Origin of the sequence: Geobacillus sp. G4 (assembly GCF_040327975.1) — a bacterium.
GTDB classification, from domain to species: Bacteria; Bacillota; Bacilli; order Bacillales; family Anoxybacillaceae; genus Geobacillus; species Geobacillus thermoleovorans.
Genome location: NZ_JBEPJY010000007.1, coordinates 16,393 through 32,793 on the forward strand (window position 1 = coordinate 16,393; position 16,401 = coordinate 32,793).

Genomic DNA, 16,401 nt, shown 5'->3' on the forward strand with positions numbered 1-16,401 from the left:
TAAAAAAGAAAAGGTTGTGTGTCCATTGAAACATTGGCTGTTCGTCATCAGCTGCGCGGCATTGTTGTTGTTAGGGGGCTGCACGACCAAAAGCGAGCCGAAGCAGGCTGAACCAGCCAAACCGGCTCCTCGGCAGGAGCAGCCGTCCAAGCCTCCGGCGGAGGAAAAACAAACGTTCCCGCTGACGGGGCTGCCGGCGAAAGGGAACATCCATCAACGGGTCGTCGGCGTGATGATCAACAATCACCCGAAGGCGCGGCCGCAATCGGGGCTTCGTGCGGCGGACATCGTGTATGAGGTGCTTGCCGAGGGCGATATCACCCGTTTGTTGGCGTTGTACCAAAGCGAATTGCCGGAGCGGGTCGGACCGGTGCGAAGCGCGCGTGATTACTATATTGACTTGAGTGAAGGCTACCATGCACTGTATGTATGTCACGGCTGGAGTCCGGAGGCGAAAGCGCGTCTTGAGGGAGGCGGAATCGACTATTTGAACGGATTGTTTTACGACGGCACATTGTTTCAGCGCGTCCCGTTCCGCAAGGCGCCGCACAACTCATACATTTCATTCGCCAACATCGAAAAAGGAGCGAAACAAAACGGGTATGCTTGGACGGACCACGTTGCCCCGCTATCGTTTCGCACCGATGAGCCGAGCGGCCAAAAGGTCGAGACGGTTCACATCGCCTATTCGCATCGCGCCTATGCCCAGGTTGAATACCAATATGTTCCTGAACAAAAGGGGTATTACCGGTACAGCGGCGGCGAGCAAACGATCGATTATGATACGCATAAGCCGGTTGTCGTGCAAAACGTCATGATTATCGCTGCCCGGCATCGAGTCATCGATAGCCACGGACGGCGCGACATCGACCTCGCCTCCGGTGGCAAGGGGTACTTGCTGCAGGGCGGCGTCATGCAGCCGATCGAATGGAAAAACGTCGACGGCCGGCTGCTGCCGTACCATAACGGGGCTCCGATCGGATTCGTGCCGGGAAAAACGTGGATCAATATCGTGCCGGAACTGGCGATCGTCCAGTGGAAATCATAACCGCCTTGTCTGTTGCAAGGCAAAGGGGCGGTGGATTCGCAGATTGGTTGGCTACAACATTTTTCCCGCCAAAACGCAAGGAGGAAGCAGCTATGCAAATTGACAAACTGCGCGGCAGAGAGTTGGATCAACTGTTTAAAGCGATTTTATCGCTGCGCGATTTAGAAGAGTGTTACCGTTTTTTTGATGATTTATGCACCGTGAATGAAATCCAGGCGCTCGCCCAGCGGCTCGAGGTCGCCCGCATGCTGCGCGAAGGATATACGTATCACAAAATCGAAACGGAAACCGGAGCGAGCACGGCGACGATTTCGCGCGTCAAGCGCTGCCTCAACTACGGCAATGATGCTTACGCCATGGCGCTCGATCGCATTAAAGAGGAGCAACAGCAAGAAGAGAAAGAAGCCAACGAAGCGGTCACAGACTGACGCGGCAAGGAGATTCCTTCCATTTGCAAAGGAACTCCTTTTCTTTTTGCGGATTTGTTATAATGGAACAATGGAGACGGAGTGGAGGGTTGCCGCTATGGAGGAGATTCGCGCTTGGCGCCATGTGTTTAAACTCGACCCGAATAAACCGATTGATGACGAGCGCCTTGAGCGCCTTTGCGAGTCGGGAACGGATGCCGTCATCGTCGGCGGAACCGACGGGGTGACCATCGACAACGTGCTTGATTTATTGGCTCGCATCCGCCGTTTTTCGGTGCCATGCGCGCTCGAAGTCACCGACGTCGAAGCGCTGACGCCGGGATTTGACGTATATTTGGTTCCGATCGTGTTAAACAGCCGGCAGGCGGAGTGGATCATCGGCCGTCATCACGAGGCGGTGAAACAATACGGTGATATGATGAACTGGGATGAGATTGCCGCAGAGGGCTATTGCATTTTAAATCCGGAATGCAAGGCCGCCAAGCTGACGAGAGCCGATACGGAGCTTGACGTCGACGATATTGTGGCCTATGCCCGTTTGGCTGAGCATTTGTACAAGCTGCCGATTTTTTACCTTGAGTATAGCGGAGTTTATGGAGATCCGTCTGTCGTGGAAAAAGTGAAACAAGCGCTTGATCAGACGCAGCTGTTTTACGGCGGCGGCATCACAACTCCTGAGCAGGCGGAGCATATGGCGCGCTATGCCGATACGGTGGTCGTCGGCAACGCGATTTACGACGCGTTCGAACAGGCGTTGGCGACGGTGGCGGCGGTGAAGCAGATGGCTGGTCAACGCAGCGGCGATGACGGAAAATAGAACATATGTTTTGTTGGTGGTGGACATGATGAATTTTTTATCGGAAAAGCTGCTTGCGCATTTAAACAAAGAGCAGCAAGAAGCCGTTAAAACGACAGAAGGCCCATTGCTCATCATGGCGGGAGCGGGCAGCGGAAAAACGCGCGTGCTGACGCACCGGATCGCCTATTTGATGGCGGAAAAACAGGTGGCGCCGTGGAATATTTTAGCCATTACGTTTACGAACAAAGCGGCGCGTGAAATGAAGGAGCGGGTGCAGGCGCTCTTAGGCGGGGCGGCGGAAGACGTGTGGATTTCGACGTTCCATTCGATGTGCGTCCGCATGTTGCGCCGCGACATTGACCGCATCGGCATCAATCGCAATTTTTCCATCCTTGACCCGACGGATCAGCTTTCGGTCATCAAAGCGATTTTGAAAGACAAAAATATCGATCCGAAAAAATTTGAGCCGCGGACGATTTTAGCGACGATCAGCGGGGCGAAAAACGATTTGCTCACGCCCGAGCAATTCGCAAAGCGGGCATCGACGTACTACGAAAAGATCGTCGGCGACGTGTATCAAGAGTATCAACAGCGCCTTCTCCGCAATCATTCACTCGATTTCGACGATTTGATCATGACGACGATCCACTTGTTTGACCGCGTGCCGGATGTGCTTCAATATTACCAGTATAAGTTCCAGTACATCCATATCGATGAGTACCAGGATACGAACCGCGCTCAATATACGCTGGTGAAAAAGCTCGCAGACCGGTTTCAAAATATTTGCGCCGTCGGCGATGCCGACCAGTCGATTTACCGGTGGCGCGGGGCGGACATTCGCAATATTTTATCGTTTGAGCGCGACTACCCGAACGCGAAAGTCATTTTGCTTGAACAAAACTACCGCTCGACGAAACGCATTTTGCAGGCGGCAAATGAAGTCATTGCGCATAACGTCAATCGAAAACCAAAGCGGTTGTGGACGGAAAACCCGGAAGGGAAGCCAATCGTCTATTATGAAGCGATGAACGAAGTGGACGAAGCGCAATTTGTCGCCCGCCGCATTCAAGAGGCGGTTGAGAGCGGGGAGCGCCGCTACCGCGATTTTGCCGTGCTTTATCGGACGAACGCCCAGTCGCGCGTCATCGAGGAAATGTTTTTAAAAGCGAACATTCCGTACCAAATCGTCGGCGGCTTAAAGTTCTATGACCGGAAAGAAATTAAAGACATTCTCGCTTACTTGCGCGTCATCGCCAACCCCGATGACGATTTGAGCTTGCTTCGCATCATCAACGTGCCAAAGCGTGGCATCGGCGCCTCTACGATCGACAAACTTGTCCGCTATGCGGCCGAGCATGAGCTGTCCTTGTTTGAAGCGCTCGGCGAGCTGGAGATGATCGGCTTCAGCGCGAAGACGGCCGGGGCGCTCGCCGCGTTTCGCGGACAGCTTGAGCAATGGACGCAGCTGCAAGAATACGTTCCGGTGACGGAACTTGTGGAGGAAGTGCTCGACCAATCGGGCTACCGCGAGATGCTCAAGGCGGAACGGACGATTGAAGCGCAAAGCCGGCTTGAGAACTTGGACGAGTTTTTGTCGGTGACGAAGCATTTCGAAAATGTAAGCGACGATAAATCGCTCGTCGCCTTTTTAACCGACTTGGCGCTCATTTCTGATTTGGACGAGCTGAATGGGACAGATCAGGCGGCCGAGGGCGATGCCGTCGTCTTCATGACGCTGCACGCCGCCAAAGGGCTTGAGTTTCCGGTCGTGTTTTTGATTGGCATGGAAGAAGGCATTTTTCCGCATCTTCGTTCACTGGAGAATGAGGATGAAATGGAAGAAGAGCGGCGGCTGGCGTATGTCGGCATCACTCGGGCCGAGGAAGAGCTCGTATTGACGAACGCGCAAATGCGGACGCTGTTTGGCAACATCCAAATGAACCGGCCGTCGCGCTTTTTAGATGAGATTCCCGCGCATTTGCTGGAGACGGTCTCGCGTGGGAAACCGTCTGTTTCCCGTTCAGCGTCCGCTCGCTTGCAGGCAGGCGGCGCCATCAGGGTGTGGAAAGTCGGAGACCGGGCGAACCATCGGAAATGGGGAATCGGTACGGTTGTCAGTGTCCGTGGCGAAGGTGACGACCAAGAACTCGATATCGCCTTCCCGAGCCCGATCGGCATTAAACGTCTGCTCGCTAAATTTGCGCCGATTGAGAAAGTATAGAAAGGAGAACGGGTGAACGTATGGACCGCCAACAAGCCGAACGGCGCGCGGCCGAGCTGCGCGAACTGCTGCACCGCTATGGCTACGAATATTATGTGCTCGACCGGCCGTCCGTCCCGGACGCCGAGTATGACCGGCTCATGCAAGAGTTGATGGCCATCGAGGAACAGTATCCGGAATTGAAAACGAGCGACTCGCCGACCCAGCGCATCGGCGGCCCTCCGCTTGAGGCGTTTCGCAAAGTGACGCATGTTGTTCCCATGATGAGTCTCGCGAACGCGTTTGACGAAGGGGATTTGCGCGATTTTGACCGCCGCGTCCGCCAAGAGGTCGGCGAAGCAGCGTACGTGTGCGAGTTGAAAATCGATGGTCTCGCTGTCTCCGTCCGCTATGAAGATGGTTATTTCGTCCAAGGGGCGACGCGCGGCGACGGAACGACCGGCGAGGACATTACGGAAAATTTGAGAACGATCCGTTCACTGCCGCTTCGGCTGAAGGAGCCGGTGTCGCTGGAGGCGCGCGGCGAGGCGTTCATGCCGAAAGCGTCGTTTTTGCGCTTGAATGAGGAGCGAAAAGCCCGAGGCGAGGAGCTGTTTGCCAACCCGCGCAACGCTGCGGCTGGCTCGCTCCGCCAGCTCGATCCGAAAGTGGCGGCGTCGCGCCAGCTCGATTTGTTCGTTTATGGTTTGGCCAATGCTGAAGAGCTTGGCATTGAGTCGCACAGCGAGGCGCTCGACTACTTACAGGCGCTTGGGTTTAAAGTGAATCCCGAGCGGCGGCGCTGCGCCAACATCGATGAGGTGATCGCCTTCGTCAACGAGTGGCACGAAAAACGGCCGCAGCTGCCGTACGAGATCGACGGCATCGTCATTAAAGTCGACTCGTTCGCCCAACAGCGGGAGCTTGGTGCGACGGCAAAAAGCCCGCGCTGGGCGATCGCCTACAAATTCCCAGCCGAGGAAGTGGTGACGACGCTCATCGGCATTGAGGTGAACGTCGGCCGCACGGGCGTCGTCACTCCGACAGCGATCTTAGAGCCGGTCCGCGTCGCCGGCACGACCGTGCAGCGCGCCACTCTTCATAATGAAGATTTTATACGGGAAAAAGACATTCGCATCGGCGATGCGGTCATCATTAAAAAAGCGGGCGACATCATCCCGGAAGTGGTCGGCGTCGTCGTCGACCGGCGCGACGGGGATGAAACGCCGTTTGTGATGCCGACGCATTGTCCGGAATGCGAAAGCGAGCTCGTCCGCCTAGATGGAGAAGTGGCGCTCCGTTGCTTAAACCCGAAATGCCCGGCCCAGCTGCGCGAACGGCTCATCCATTTTGCCTCAAGAGCAGCGATGAACATTGAAGGGTTGGGCGAAAAAGTCGTCACCCAACTGTTTAACGCTGGCCTCGTCCACGATGTCGCCGATTTGTACCGGCTGACGAAAGAACAGCTCATCGGTTTGGAACGGATGGGCGAAAAGTCAGCAACCAACTTGCTTGCAGCGATTGAGGCATCGAAGCAAAACTCGCTCGAGCGGTTGCTGTTCGGTCTTGGCATCCGCTACGTCGGAGCGAAAGCCGCCCAACTTTTGGCTGAGCATTTTGAAACGATGGAGCGGCTGGAAAAAGCGACGAAAGAGGAATTGATGGCCGTGCCGGAAATTGGCGAGAAAATGGCGGACTCGATCATCGCCTTCTTTTCCCAGCCAGAAGCGGCCGAGCTGCTCCATGAGCTGCGGCTTTACGGCGTCAACATGGCATACAAAGGGCTGAAGCGGGCGGCTGAAGCGCCTGCTGACTCCGCCTTCGCCGGCAAAACGGTCGTCTTGACCGGCAAACTCGCGTCGATGTCGCGCAATGAGGCAAAAGAAGAGATTGAACGGCTCGGCGGGCGCGTCACCGGCAGCGTCAGCCGCAGCACCGACATCGTCATCGCCGGTGAGGACGCCGGATCGAAGCTGGAGAAAGCCCAGCAGCTTGGCATTGAGATTTGGGACGAATCACGATTTTTGCAAGAGATCAGCAGGGGGAAACGATGAAACGAATCTCACCACTTCGCAGTTTGGTTGCCTGCCGTTGGACGAATCGGGCCCGAAAGCGGTTGGCCGCTGTCGGCCTCGCTTCGATTTGTTTGTTGTCTGCGTGTGCGCCGAAGTTTGACAAAGGTGAGGAAGTCGTGCAAGACAAAGGCAGCAAACAGCAAGAAGCCGTCATCCCGAAATACAACATTGCCGACTCGTATTACCGCGTCATCCTTCCGTTCAAACCGTCCGGGGCCCGTGGGGAGGTCGTCAATGATTTAAATACGCGCCTTGATGTCGACGAATTTGAGACGGGGCTCATGCGCTTGGCCACTGAGCAGTTTCCGTCGGATGAGTACTTGTTCCAAGAGGGGCAATATTTAGACAGCGAGACGGTTGGAAAATGGCTCGCTCGCAAGAAGACGACTCGCCAGCTGAAGGAAGAGAAAATGAAGCCGGAAGACAACATCGGCTTAAACCCACCGATCAGCGACACGGGAACAAACGAACAAAAAAACAAACAAAGCCCGATTTATTTGGCGAGCATTTTGGAACATGATTATTTGGTGAAGATCGACAACGACAAAGTGAAGCTCGGCGGCATCGCTATCGGCCTGGCGTTAAACTCCGTCCACTATTATTCGACCGAGCAAGGCTATCCGCGGGAGGTCAAAATCAAAGACGATGTCATCGAACGGGAAGGAAAGCGGATCGCCGCCGAGGTGCTGAAGCGGCTGCGGAGCATGAAAGGGCTTGGGAACGTGCCGATTACGATCGCCCTGTACAAACAAGCGCCCCGTTCATCTGTTGTTCCAGGCCACTTTTTCGCCGTCGCCCATGTCGATGAAGGAAGCAGCACCATCGATGATTGGGAGGCGGTGAATGAGGAATATTATTTATTCCCGTCTGATGAGGCGGAAGAAAACCACCGCGACGACTGGCTGAAATTCAATAATTTTAAATCAGACGTTGAGGACTTTTTCCCGAACTACACGGGCATCGTCGGCAGAGGGCTGTATGTCAACGACCAGCTTCAGAAGTTAACGATCAACATTACGATGCCGTTTTACGGCAAAGCGGAAGTGATCGGCTTTACCCAATACGTGACCGGCTTGGTGATGGAAAAATTCCCGGACTACATCACCGTCAACGTCTACATCGCCTCGGCCGGCCAGCCGGAAAGCCTCATCGTGCGCCAGGCGAAAGCAGACGAGCCGTTTGTGCATATTTATCAATGACAACGTGCCACATCCCCTCTGGACGAGCCAGAGGGGATGTGTTTTTTGCGATGTTGCGGTTCGAAAAGGCTGGTGTAAACGGATTCGGTGGCAGCCTGTCGGTGTGATTTGCCGGATGGGGGACAGACTGATAAAATAATGAAGACCTAGATGCGAGTAAAGGTGTGTCACGATCATGAAAGCCATCTGTGTGTTTTGCGGATCAAGTTATGGACAAAGCGTAAAATACAAGGAAGCGGCGAAAGAGCTCGGAACGTTTTTAGCCCGAAGCGGCATGACGCTCATTTATGGCGGCGGAAAACGCGGCTTGATGGGGGAAGTCGCGGAGGCGGCGCTTCGGCATCAAGGGCGCGTGGTTGGGGTCATTCCGCAATTTTTGAAGGATCGGGAAGTGGCGCATAATCGATTGAGCGAACTGTTGGTCGTCGATACAATGCATACGCGCAAAGCGAAAATGTATGAGTCGGCCGATGGGTTTATCGCCCTGCCAGGAGGGTACGGGACGTATGAAGAGCTGTTTGAAGTGCTCTCATGGTCGCGCGTCGGCCTCCACCAAAAACCGATCGGCCTGCTCAACGTGGACGGGTTTTTCGACCCCCTTCTTCATTTGCTTCGGCATACAGTCGAAAACGGATTTGCCGCGCCGGAAGATCTCGATCTGATTGTCAGTGCTGAGGATGTTTCGACGCTGTATGAGCGGATGAAGACGTTCCGCCATCATCGCTGTTCTGGAACATGAAGGAACGGGTTGCCGCTTCCTGCTAAGCTGGCAAATTGTTCACTTCATAAGCGGCTCGGATGCCGGATTCAATGGCGCCTTGAATCCATCCGTGGTGGGTGGAAGCGTGTTCCCCGGCAAAATGCACCCTTCCTTCGGGAGCGGCGATATACGGCGACAGCTCCGTCACTTGATTCGGCTTCATCATCGTGAAGGCGCCGCCGGAGTACGGATAGCGAACCCAGCTATGGCTTGTTCCGGTTTCAAATTCACGGTACACTTGTTCGCCATGGAGGACAGCTAAGTTTTTGAGCGTGTATTCAAGCCGCTCTTCATCGCTTAAGCTGTCCCACGGGATCGTGTCGTCTTCCCACGTATAGCTCGCCAATACGACGCCAGGCCCTGCCGTGCCGATGCCTTGGCTCGGATATTGGGTGTATCGAATCGGCAAGTCCGAGACCGTTTTGCCGCCGAACATCCCTTCTTTTTCCCAAAATCGTGTTTTAAATTGGATGCCGGTTTTCGTCGAGCCGACGTAATGCAGTTCGCGGATCGCTTTCCATTTGTTTTCGGAAAACGAATGGCGCGGCTCCATTTCGATAAACTGCAAAATCGAAAACGGGATGGTGACGATCACGCGATCTGCGGTGATTTGAAACGGCTGGAGAATTTTTGTATGGGTGGCGTGGATGGTGACGCCGTTTTCGTGCTGGACGATTTTTTGCACTTTATGGCTAAAGAAAATCTCGTCCTTCAGCTGCGGCAAAAAAGCTTTGGGAAGCCGATCGTTGCCGCCGACAATTTCATAAAAGCGAATATTCGGCGTAAACAGCACCATCAGTTCGCGCAGCATCTCCAGAAACGAAAGTTCAGGGAATCCTTCTAACGAGAGAACGGCTTTGATCATATCGATGGCTCCCACGGACAACGGTAGACCGAATGGGTTGTAGCGCAAATAGGCGTCCAGCGAGTAGCGGTCGAGCTGTTCAATGACAATCGGCCAATGTTTTTCCGGATTTTGTTCGATGAATTGAATGACCGGACGAATCGCCATCTGCAATAATTGGGAAGCGGTTTTGCCTCGTTCATGCGGGGCGACCGGAAAGCCAAAGAGGTCGGGATGCCGCTCATATTCACCAAGGCGCGCTTTCACGCCGCGAAAATACAGAATGTCGCGCGGAGTGCTGTTGATAAACGGGTGAAGCGGCAAGTTGAATTTTTTGATGTATTCCAATGTCAATTGATGGGTGTGCGGGATGCGCATGGCGCCAGCTTCAAGATACTGGTCGTCGCGAAAGTTGGAGCGGAGCGTGTAGATTCGGCCGCCGACCCGCTCGGACGCTTCAAGAATTGTGATGCGATGGCCGGCTTGCTTCAGCAATGACGCTGCGACAAGTCCGGCCATTCCGGCGCCGATAATGACGATGTTTTGAGGGGTGGATGTTTTCGTCAACCCATTTCGGATGATCGCAATCATCGTTTCCATTGGGAGTTTCGGAAACACATAAGGATGTGCCACGTTTGAATCCCCCTTTGCCGTTTTCACCGCGCGAGGATGAAGGTGCGGTTATTCCATCTTATTCCGCGGCAAAGGGGAGTATGTGAGAATAGGAATGCCCGTCACGGCCTGGAAACGATATACGTCCCGCCATCGATTTCGATGCGGCGCTGCTCCTGCATGCCCACAAGCCGGCACAAAAAAGGGCGCGTTGACGGTCGATGGTCGGCTTCATAAAAACAAAGGGCGATGCCGCCGACGGCTAGTTCAGCGTACGCCCCTGCCTCATCGCGCCCAAAGCGAGGGACAGGAAGGCCAAACAGCCGCCGATACGCGTCGATGGCGCGGCGAAGGTCAAGCGTATAGACGCCGATGGACGACAAAGAAGAAGCCCCGATTCGATGGTGCATGAGCGGCGCCAGCTCGTTCATCCGCACGTCATCACCGTCGCCCCATTGGATGAAAAACGGATAGCGAAATGCACCGTCTGTGTCGTCTTCGATAAACAGCATCGACCATGTCAGCCGCTTGCCGTCATCGCGCTCGCGGCTGCCGGGGAGCGGACCGATTGGGGTAAACCCGTTTCGTTTGAGATGTGCCGCCACCGCTCCGATGTTGTTCGTGCGGAAGGCAAATTGGGAGAAGCCGTTTCCTTCTTGGCGGTCGGCGACAAGCTGGGCGATGAGCGGATTTCCGCATGTTTTCGCCGTCTGCTCATCGGCGATGCCGATCCACTCAATGTAGCGCAAATGCTCGAAGCAGCATAATGCGTTATACGTTCCCCATGACGGATGGCGGCCGCCGTGGATGGCTGTAAACCCCCATTGTTCAAACGCCGTTTTCGCTTGCTCCGGTCGTTCGGTTAAGTGGACGAGATGGTCAAACGCGACATTCATGGCGGCGACCTCCTCCTAGATGGAATCGATCAGCGGAACAACATTTCTTTCAGCTTGTAAATGATTCGTTCGTTGTCGACGGTGCGGTGGGCGATAAAATTCAAGTCCAGCTTGATGTCTTCGATTTGGGCAGCCAATTGTTCGTAACGGGAGTCCATTTTTTGTTCGAGGCGGTCCACCGTTTGTTTCAATGAGGCAAATTCCTGGTGAAGCTGGTGGACGTCAGCGGCGAGAGCTTCCAGTTTGGCGTCTGTTTCGTCTTGGCGGTGGAGAAGAGCGGCCACGATGCCGTTCAATTCCTTTTGCCCGGCGCGAAGCGAATCTTGTTCTTGACGCAGACGCTGTTGTTCCAAACGGATTTCCTGCTGCTCTTTTCGGATTTCTTGTTGTTCTTTTCGAATTTCTTCTTGTTCCTGGCGAATGGCGATTTGTTCCCGCTCGAGCCGCTCTTGGCCTTCCACGAGCTTTTGCAGCGTCCCGTCCATCGCGTTCAAGCGGTCAAGCACTTGGGCGAGCAAAGCGTCACTCATCGTCATTATTCCCCCTTTTTTGTCCGTTATGGCCATTATAGTACATATGTTCGTTTTCGTCAACGGGCAACTAGGCAAAAGAGGGCCAGACGGTTGCTTTATTTCCTAAACGTTTGGTATCATCATAGTATTGTGGAAGGTCGACCATGTCGGAGGTGAATACAATGTCGCGAATTTCGATTGAACAAGTGAAACATGTCGCCGATTTGGCGCGGTTGGCGATTACGGATGAAGAGGCCGAGATGTTTACGAAACAGCTCGATGCGATTATTACGTTTGCCGAGCAGCTGAATGAATTGGATACGGAGAACGTTCCGCCGACTTCGCACGTGCTTGATATGAGAAACGTGATGCGCGAGGATATTCCAGAACCGGGGCTGCCGCGCGAAGAAGTGTTGAAAAACGCGCCAGATCAGCAAGACGGCCAGTTCCGTGTGCCGGCCATTTTAGAGTAAGGAGGGGGATTTATGTCGCTTTTTGACCATTCCGTGTCAGAATTACATACGTTGCTGAAGAAAAAAGAAGTGTCGATTTCCGATTTAGTCGACGAATCGTACCGCCGCATCGATGAAGTGGAAGAGAAAGTGCAAGCGTTTTTAACATTAAATGAAGAACAGGCGCGGGCGAAAGCGAAAGAGTTGGATAACCAGCTCGCCAAAGGCGAAGAAACGAACCCGCTGTTCGGCTTGCCGATCGGCATTAAAGACAACATCGTCACAAAAGGGCTGCGTACGACATGCGCCAGCAAAATTTTGTACAACTTTGACCCGATTTACGACGCCACTGTCATGGAGCGGTTGAATGCCGCAGGGACGATCACGATCGGGAAGTTGAACATGGACGAGTTCGCCATGGGCTCGTCGACGGAAAACTCCGGGTTTCAGCTGACGCGCAACCCGTGGGACTTAGAGCGCGTTCCGGGCGGCTCAAGCGGCGGTTCGGCGGCGGCGGTGGCGGCCGGCGAAGTGCCGTTTGCTTTAGGTTCTGATACGGGCGGTTCGATCCGCCAGCCGGCGGCGTTTTGCGGGGTCGTCGGGTTGAAACCGACGTACGGACGCGTCTCGCGCTTCGGGCTTGTTGCGTTTGCGTCGTCGCTGGACCAAATCGGCCCGATTACGCGCACGGTCGAAGACAACGCGTATGTATTGCAAGCGATCGCGGGCGTCGACCCGATGGATTCGACTTCAGCGAACATTCCAGTGCCGAACTATGTGGAGGCGTTAACGGGCGATATCAAAGGGTTGAAAATCGCTGTGCCGAAAGAATATTTAGGTGAAGGCGTCGATGAAGGCGTGCGCCAGTCAGTGCTTGCGGCGCTTGCCGTGCTTGAGAAGCTTGGCGCGGCGTGGGAAGAAGTGTCGCTGCCGCATTCAAAATACGCCTTGGCGACGTACTATTTGCTCGCTTCGTCCGAGGCATCAGCGAACTTGGCTCGCTTTGACGGCGTCCGCTACGGCTATCGGACGGACAACGCGAAAAACTTGATCGATATGTATAAACTGACGCGAAGCGAAGGGTTTGGGGCGGAGGTCAAGCGCCGCATTATGCTCGGGACGTTCGCGTTAAGCTCGGGCTATTACGATGCGTATTACAAAAAAGCGCAAAAAGTTCGGACGTTGATCAAGCGCGACTTCGAAAACGTATTTGAACGATATGACGTCATCATCGGCCCGACAACGCCGACGCCGGCGTTTAAAATCGGCGAGAAAACGAGTGATCCGCTGACGATGTACATGAACGACATTTTAACGATTCCAGTCAACCTTGCGGGTGTACCGGCGATTTCTGTGCCGTGCGGCTTTGTTGATGGCTTGCCGGTCGGCTTGCAAATTATCGGCAAGCACTTTGATGAAAGCACCGTCTACCGCGTCGCCCACGCTTTTGAACAAGCGACCGACTACCATAAGCAAAAACCGGTGTTGTAAGGGAGGTTAGGTGATGAACTTTGAAACGGTCATCGGACTTGAGGTGCACGTCGAGCTGAAAACGAAATCGAAAATTTTCTCCAGCAGCCCGAACGCGTTCGGCGCGCCCCCGAACACGCAAACGAACGTCATTGACTTAGGGTATCCAGGCGTGCTGCCGGTGTTGAACCGACAGGCGGTCGAGTTTGCGATGAAAGCGGCGATGGCGTTAAACTGCGAAATCGCGACCGAGACGAAATTCGACCGCAAAAACTACTTTTATCCGGACAACCCGAAAGCGTACCAAATTTCGCAATACGATCAGCCGCTTGGCCGAAATGGCTGGATTGAAATTGAAGTAAACGGAAAAAAGAAAAAAATCGGCATCACCCGCATCCATCTCGAAGAAGACGCCGGCAAGCTGACGCATACGGGCGACGGCTATTCGCTCGTGGATTTTAACCGTCAAGGGACGCCGCTCATTGAGATCGTCTCCGAGCCAGACATCCGCTCGCCGGAAGAAGCGTACGCCTACTTGGAAAAATTAAAAGCGATCATCCAATATACCGGCGTTTCCGACTGCAAAATGGAAGAAGGGTCGCTTCGCTGCGACGCCAATATTTCGCTTCGCCCGCTCGGTTCGGACAAGTTCGGCACAAAAACGGAATTGAAAAACCTCAACTCGTTCAACTTCGTCCGCATGGGGTTGGAATACGAAGCGAAGCGGCAGGAGAAAATTTTGCTCTCGGGCGGCGTCATCCGTCAAGAAACGCGGCGCTTTGATGAAGCGACGAAAACGACCGTTTTGATGCGCGTCAAAGAAGGTTCGGAAGACTACCGCTACTTCCCAGAGCCGGACTTGGTGATGCTCTATATTGACGACGAATGGAAAGAGCGCGTCCGCGCCTCGATTCCGGAGCTGCCGGACGCCCGCCGGAAGCGGTATGTCGAAGAGTGGGGCTTGCCGGAGTATGACGCCAAAGTGCTCACACTGACAAAAGAAATGGCCGACTTCTTTGAAGCGACCGTCGCAAACGGCGCCGATCCGAAACTGGCGTCGAACTGGCTCATGGTCGAAGTATCCGGGTACTTAAACGCCGAGCAAAAAGAGCTCCATGACATCGCCTTGACGCCGGAAAGCTTGGCTGGAATGATCAAACTCATCCAAAACGGCACGATTTCGTCGAAAATCGCCAAAAAAGTGTTCAAAGAACTCGTCGAACACGGCGGCGATCCAGAGAAAATCGTCAAAGAAAAAGGGCTCGTGCAAATTTCCGACGAAGGAGCGCTGCGCAAAATCGTGCTCGAAGTGCTCGACGCCAACCCGCAGTCGGTCGAAGACTATAAAAACGGCAAAGACCGCGCGCTTGGCTTCCTCGTCGGCCAAGTGATGAAAGCGACGAAAGGACAAGCGAATCCGCCGCTTGTCAATAAGCTGTTAGTAGAGGAAATTGGAAAACGATAATGAAACAATAGGAGGCCTGCCCACCGGCAGGCTCTGTTTTCAATAAAAATTTTTGCACTATTAAAAAAATACAATTGACAAACGTTGTGATCGAATGATAGATTTTTTATAAGAAAAAACCAATTGATTTAGTAGGATATGAAATCTCGAAGGGTCAAAGAGGGGAGAGGAAACGATGAGCAATGAACAAACCTTCCGCCCGGAGACGCTCGCCATCCACGCCGGGCAAAAACCGGATGCGGAAACGGGCGCGCGGGCGGTGCCGATTTACCAAACAAGTTCATATGTGTTCCGCGACAGCGAGCATGCGGCCAATTTGTTTGGTTTGAAAGAGGAAGGTTTTATTTATACGCGCATTATGAACCCAACGAACGATGTGCTTGAAAAACGGATCGCGGCGCTTGAAGGCGGGATCGGGGCGCTTGCGCTCTCATCAGGGCAGGCGGCGGTGTTTTATTCGATCATCAACATCGCCTCGGCGGGCGATGAAATCGTCTCGTCCTCGTCCATTTACGGCGGCACGTACAACTTGTTCGCCCATACGCTGCGCAAGTTTGGCATTACGGTGAAGTTTGTCGATCCGTCCGATCCGGAAAACTTTGAGCGGGCGATCACCGACAAAACGAAAGCCTTGTTTGCGGAAACGATCGGCAACCCGAAAAACGATGTGCTCGACATCGAAGTGGTGGCCGACATCGCCCATCGCCACGCCATTCCGCTCATTGTCGACAACACGGTGGCCAGTCCATACTTATTGCGGCCGATTGAATTCGGCGCCGATATCGTCGTCCACTCAGCGACGAAGTTCATCGGCGGGCACGGCAATTCGATCGGCGGTGTGATTGTGGACAGCGGCAAGTTTGACTGGAAAGGGAGCGGCAAGTTTCCGGAGTTCACCGAACCTGATCCGAGTTATCATGGTTTGGTGTATGTGGACGCCGTCGGCGAAGCGGCGTACATCACGAAAGCGCGCATCCAGCTCTTGCGCGACTTAGGGGCAGCGCTGTCGCCGTTTAATGCGTTTTTGCTTTTGCAAGGATTAGAGACGCTTCACTTGCGGATGCAGCGTCATAGCGAAAATGCGCTCGCTGTTGCTAAGTTTTTGGAAGAGGAAGAAGCCGTCGAATCCGTCAGCTATCCAGGGCTTCCAAGCCATCCGTCACATGAACTCGCGAAAAAGTATTTGCCAAACGGGCAAGGTGCGATCGTTACGTTTGAAATCAAAGGCGGCGTCGAAGCCGGGAAAAAATTGATCGACTCGGTGAAGCTGTTCTCGCATTTGGCCAACATCGGCGATTCGAAATCGCTCATCATCCACCCAGCCAGCACGACGCACGAGCAGCTGACCCCGGAAGAACAGCTGTCCGCCGGCGTCACCCCAGGCCTTGTGCGCCTGTCTGTCGGCACCGAAGCGATCGACGATATTTTGGACGACTTGCGCCAAGCCATTCGCCAGAGTCAGACGGTGGGGGTGAAATAGTTAGGAAGGACGAAGTCACCCGGCGAGCGGGTGGCTTTCAAAGTGCGGGGAGTTCTATACGGAAAACGCTTGACGATGGTTCTTTATTCGAATATGCGTTCCCTATTCGCATGATCTGAGGGAGAGACTCATTAGTATTGACGCCAGCCTGTTCCGGCCGT

The 16,401-nt window shown here is 54.1% G+C and carries 14 protein-coding genes; 11 read left to right on the forward strand and 3 right to left on the reverse strand.

Going from position 1 to position 16,401, the window contains the following annotated elements:
• Positions 1–25 precede the first annotated feature (25 nt).
• The 7 genes from ABS784_RS10050 (at position 26) to ABS784_RS10080 (ending at position 8,488) form a co-directional block, all read left to right on the forward strand.
• Positions 26–1,048 carry a DUF3048 domain-containing protein gene (locus ABS784_RS10050; protein WP_031212138.1) on the forward strand — a complete coding sequence of 341 codons (1,023 nt, stop codon included), beginning with the start codon at positions 26–28 and terminating at the stop codon, positions 1,046–1,048.
• A 92-nt stretch (positions 1,049–1,140) separates the two neighbouring features.
• The gene (locus tag ABS784_RS10055) at positions 1,141–1,476 is read left to right on the forward strand and encodes a YerC/YecD family TrpR-related protein (RefSeq protein WP_011229782.1); all 336 of its coding nucleotides are present in this window, start codon (positions 1,141–1,143) and stop codon (positions 1,474–1,476) included.
• Between the two features lie 97 nt (positions 1,477–1,573).
• A complete protein-coding gene (pcrB, locus tag ABS784_RS10060) occupies positions 1,574–2,293 on the forward strand; it encodes a heptaprenylglyceryl phosphate synthase (RefSeq protein WP_014194773.1) in 720 nt (239 codons plus the stop codon).
• Between the two features lie 28 nt (positions 2,294–2,321).
• Entirely contained in the window at positions 2,322–4,496 is a 2,175-nt protein-coding gene (gene pcrA / locus ABS784_RS10065; RefSeq protein WP_011229784.1) for a DNA helicase PcrA, read from the forward strand.
• A 20-nt stretch (positions 4,497–4,516) separates the two neighbouring features.
• Positions 4,517–6,529 carry an NAD-dependent DNA ligase LigA gene (gene ligA / locus ABS784_RS10070; protein ID WP_014194775.1) on the forward strand — a complete coding sequence of 671 codons (2,013 nt, stop codon included), beginning with the start codon at positions 4,517–4,519 and terminating at the stop codon, positions 6,527–6,529.
• Positions 6,526–7,749, forward strand: a complete 1,224-nt coding sequence (locus tag ABS784_RS10075; protein ID WP_023633361.1) for a CamS family sex pheromone protein — start codon at positions 6,526–6,528, stop codon at positions 7,747–7,749. The genes ligA and ABS784_RS10075 overlap by 4 nt, the downstream gene beginning before the upstream one ends.
• Positions 7,750–7,924: 175 nt before the next feature.
• Positions 7,925–8,488: an LOG family protein gene (locus ABS784_RS10080; RefSeq protein WP_023633360.1), complete on the forward strand. Its 564-nt coding sequence runs from the start codon at positions 7,925–7,927 to the stop codon at positions 8,486–8,488.
• A gap of 22 nt (positions 8,489–8,510) precedes the next feature.
• Here the strand turns inward: ABS784_RS10080 and ABS784_RS10085 are convergent, their stop codons facing one another.
• The 3 genes from ABS784_RS10085 to ABS784_RS10095 form a co-directional block, all read right to left on the reverse strand.
• On the reverse strand, positions 8,511–9,953 hold the full coding sequence (locus ABS784_RS10085; RefSeq protein ID WP_020279425.1) for a flavin monoamine oxidase family protein: 1,443 nt from the start codon (positions 9,951–9,953) through the stop codon (positions 8,511–8,513).
• 134 nt (positions 9,954–10,087) lie between these two features.
• Positions 10,088–10,861: a VOC family protein gene (locus ABS784_RS10090; RefSeq protein ID WP_023633358.1), complete on the reverse strand. Its 774-nt coding sequence runs from the start codon at positions 10,859–10,861 to the stop codon at positions 10,088–10,090.
• Between the two features lie 29 nt (positions 10,862–10,890).
• A complete protein-coding gene (locus ABS784_RS10095) occupies positions 10,891–11,397 on the reverse strand; it encodes a hypothetical protein (protein ID WP_011229789.1) in 507 nt (168 codons plus the stop codon).
• A gap of 158 nt (positions 11,398–11,555) precedes the next feature.
• Here ABS784_RS10095 and gatC point away from each other — a divergent pair, with 158 nt between their 5' ends.
• The 4 genes from gatC to ABS784_RS10115 all read left to right on the forward strand — a co-directional run bounded on the left by gatC (position 11,556) and on the right by ABS784_RS10115 (position 16,240).
• Positions 11,556–11,846, forward strand: coding sequence for an Asp-tRNA(Asn)/Glu-tRNA(Gln) amidotransferase subunit GatC (gene gatC, locus ABS784_RS10100; protein WP_011229790.1), 291 nt, complete (start codon positions 11,556–11,558; stop codon positions 11,844–11,846).
• Positions 11,847–11,858: 12 nt separating this feature from the next.
• Positions 11,859–13,316 (forward strand): Asp-tRNA(Asn)/Glu-tRNA(Gln) amidotransferase subunit GatA, encoded by a 1,458-nt coding sequence (gene gatA / locus ABS784_RS10105; protein ID WP_011229791.1) that lies wholly within the window; start codon positions 11,859–11,861, stop codon positions 13,314–13,316.
• 13 nt (positions 13,317–13,329) lie between these two features.
• Positions 13,330–14,760 carry an Asp-tRNA(Asn)/Glu-tRNA(Gln) amidotransferase subunit GatB gene (gatB, locus tag ABS784_RS10110; RefSeq protein WP_031212135.1) on the forward strand — a complete coding sequence of 477 codons (1,431 nt, stop codon included), beginning with the start codon at positions 13,330–13,332 and terminating at the stop codon, positions 14,758–14,760.
• Positions 14,761–14,935: 175 nt separating this feature from the next.
• Positions 14,936–16,240: a homocysteine synthase gene (locus ABS784_RS10115; protein WP_352512375.1), complete on the forward strand. Its 1,305-nt coding sequence runs from the start codon at positions 14,936–14,938 to the stop codon at positions 16,238–16,240.
• Positions 16,241–16,401 lie beyond the last annotated feature (161 nt).

Bases quoted from the DNA above. Each gene is read 5' to 3' on its own strand.
- pcrA (WP_011229784.1), top strand. From the start codon at position 2,322: ATGAATTTTTTATCGGAAAAGCTGCTTGCGCATTTAAACAAAGAGCAG.
- ABS784_RS10080 (WP_023633360.1), top strand. From the start codon at position 7,925: ATGAAAGCCATCTGTGTGTTTTGCGGATCAAGTTATGGACAAAGCGTA.
- ligA (WP_014194775.1), top strand. From the start codon at position 4,517: ATGGACCGCCAACAAGCCGAACGGCGCGCGGCCGAGCTGCGCGAACTG.
- ABS784_RS10115 (WP_352512375.1), top strand. From the start codon at position 14,936: ATGAGCAATGAACAAACCTTCCGCCCGGAGACGCTCGCCATCCACGCC.
- ABS784_RS10095 (WP_011229789.1), bottom strand. From the start codon at position 11,397: ATGACGATGAGTGACGCTTTGCTCGCCCAAGTGCTTGACCGCTTGAAC.
- gatA (WP_011229791.1), top strand. From the start codon at position 11,859: ATGTCGCTTTTTGACCATTCCGTGTCAGAATTACATACGTTGCTGAAG.
- gatB (WP_031212135.1), top strand. From the start codon at position 13,330: ATGAACTTTGAAACGGTCATCGGACTTGAGGTGCACGTCGAGCTGAAA.
- pcrB (WP_014194773.1), top strand. From the start codon at position 1,574: ATGGAGGAGATTCGCGCTTGGCGCCATGTGTTTAAACTCGACCCGAAT.
- ABS784_RS10055 (WP_011229782.1), top strand. From the start codon at position 1,141: ATGCAAATTGACAAACTGCGCGGCAGAGAGTTGGATCAACTGTTTAAA.
- ABS784_RS10090 (WP_023633358.1), bottom strand. From the start codon at position 10,861: ATGAATGTCGCGTTTGACCATCTCGTCCACTTAACCGAACGACCGGAG.
- gatC (WP_011229790.1), top strand. From the start codon at position 11,556: ATGTCGCGAATTTCGATTGAACAAGTGAAACATGTCGCCGATTTGGCG.
- ABS784_RS10085 (WP_020279425.1), bottom strand. From the start codon at position 9,953: ATGGAAACGATGATTGCGATCATCCGAAATGGGTTGACGAAAACATCC.
- ABS784_RS10075 (WP_023633361.1), top strand. From the start codon at position 6,526: ATGAAACGAATCTCACCACTTCGCAGTTTGGTTGCCTGCCGTTGGACG.